The sequence below is a fragment of the Geodermatophilus obscurus genome (genome assembly GCF_900143215.1).
GTDB lineage: Bacteria > Actinomycetota > Actinomycetes > Mycobacteriales > Geodermatophilaceae > Geodermatophilus > Geodermatophilus obscurus_A.
The window spans coordinates 1-1,654 of sequence record NZ_FRDM01000096.1 but is presented as its reverse complement, the minus strand read 5'-3'; the positions used below and the strand labels follow the sequence as shown (position 1 = coordinate 1,654).

1 protein-coding gene is annotated in these 1,654 nt (G+C 71.1%); it reads left to right on the top strand.

All coding sequences use genetic code 11. From position 1 onward, the window contains the following. Window positions 1-120: 120 nt before the first annotated feature. On the top strand, window positions 121-1,512 hold the full coding sequence (locus BUB17_RS25140) for an IS1380 family transposase (RefSeq protein WP_072921584.1): 1,392 nt from the start codon (window positions 121-123) through the stop codon (window positions 1,510-1,512). Window positions 1,513-1,654 lie beyond the last annotated feature (142 nt).

The following is a 1,654-nucleotide window of genomic DNA, read 5'->3' as shown; positions in this document are numbered from 1 at the left end:
AGCCTCGATCCGCCGATGATCTTGGCCAATTGATCATCGAGTAGAGACGAATGCCCCTGTCGCCAGGGAGGATGGGACTTGCGACGGTTCCATCGGCTGGCAGGCAGGGGCATCCGGTAAATGCGAGTCTTCCACAAGCTCAGCGCGGTTTTCGATGACCCGAACCTGATCTCGGTCGCCGGTCTGGCGCCGGTGATGGCGCTGGCCGAACGGGCCGGACTGCAGGAGTTGGTCGCCGAGCACGTCACGGTGCCGGGCTCGGCCGGAGCGAACGCCGCGGTCAAGGTGCCGGCGCTGGTCGCCGGGATGGTCGCCGGCGCGGACTCGATCAGTGACCTGGATCTGCTGCGCCACGGCGGGATGGGCCGGCTGTTCGACGGCATGCGGGCGCCGACGACGCTGGGCACGTTCCTGCGGGCGGTGTCCTTCGGCCATGTCCGGCAGTTCGACGCGGTCGCCTCCCGGCAGCTGGTCGCCCTTGCCGGGCAGACGCCGGTGCTGGCCGGCGCCGACCAGGTCGCCTACCTCGATGTTGATGACACGATCCGGGAGACCCACGGCTACGCCAAGCAGGGCGCCGGCTACGGCTACTCCGGCGTCAAGGGCCTGAACGCGCTGGTCGCGACCGTGTCCACGCCACTGATCGCACCGGTGATCGCCGGCACGAGGCTGCGCAAGGGCGCCACCAACTCCGCCCGGGGCGCGTTCGCACTGATCGGTGCCGCGCTGGCCACCGCCCGGCAGGCCGGTGCCGGCACGGCTCCCGGCGCGATGATCACGGTGCGCGCGGACTCGGCGTTCTACAACTCCAAGGTGGTGGCCGCCGCCCGCCGGGGCGGGGCCCGCTTTTCGGTCACCGCCCGGATGGACCCCGCGGTCCGCCGCGCCATCGCGGCGATCGGCGAGGGCGCCTGGACGGCGATCAAGTATCCGGACGCGATCTGGGAGGAGGGCGAGCAGCGCTGGATCTCCGACGCCGAGGTCGCCGAGATCGACTTCGTCGCGTTTACCTCCCGCCGCAAGTCCGAGCACGTCCCCGCCCGGCTGATCGTCCGGCGGGTCAAGCGCCTCAATCCCGCGTCGGTGCCGGCCGGGCAGACCGCGCTGTTCGCCGAGTACCGGCATCACGCGGTGTTCACCGACTCGCCGCTGTCGATGCTGGCCGCCGAGGCCGCCCACCGGGATCACGCGATCGTCGAGCAGGTCATCGCCGAACTCAAGGCAGGGCCGCTGGCCCACCTGCCGTCAGGGACGTTCACCGCGAACGCGGCCTGGCTGGTCTGCGCGGCGATGGCGTTCAACCTCACCCGCGCCGCCGGCGCCCTGGCCGGGAGCTTCCACGCCAAGGCGCGGACCGCCACGATCCGCGCGCAGCTGATCAACGTCCCGGCGCGGATCGCCTCCTCAGCCCGGCGCCTACGCCTGCACCTGCCGCGGAACTGGCCCTGGCAGACCGGCTACCAGCAGCTGTTCACCGCCACCCTCGCACCACCGGGCACGGCCGCGGCCTGACCACCCAGCCCAGCACCGGGCGCGAGGAACGACCGACGTGGAAGAGCCGGCCCGACCGGCGATCACCGCACGCCCATCACCAGGAACCATTCCACCGAGCAGGATCACATCAGCTGAAAAAGCTCACCGGCGGATCAAGGCT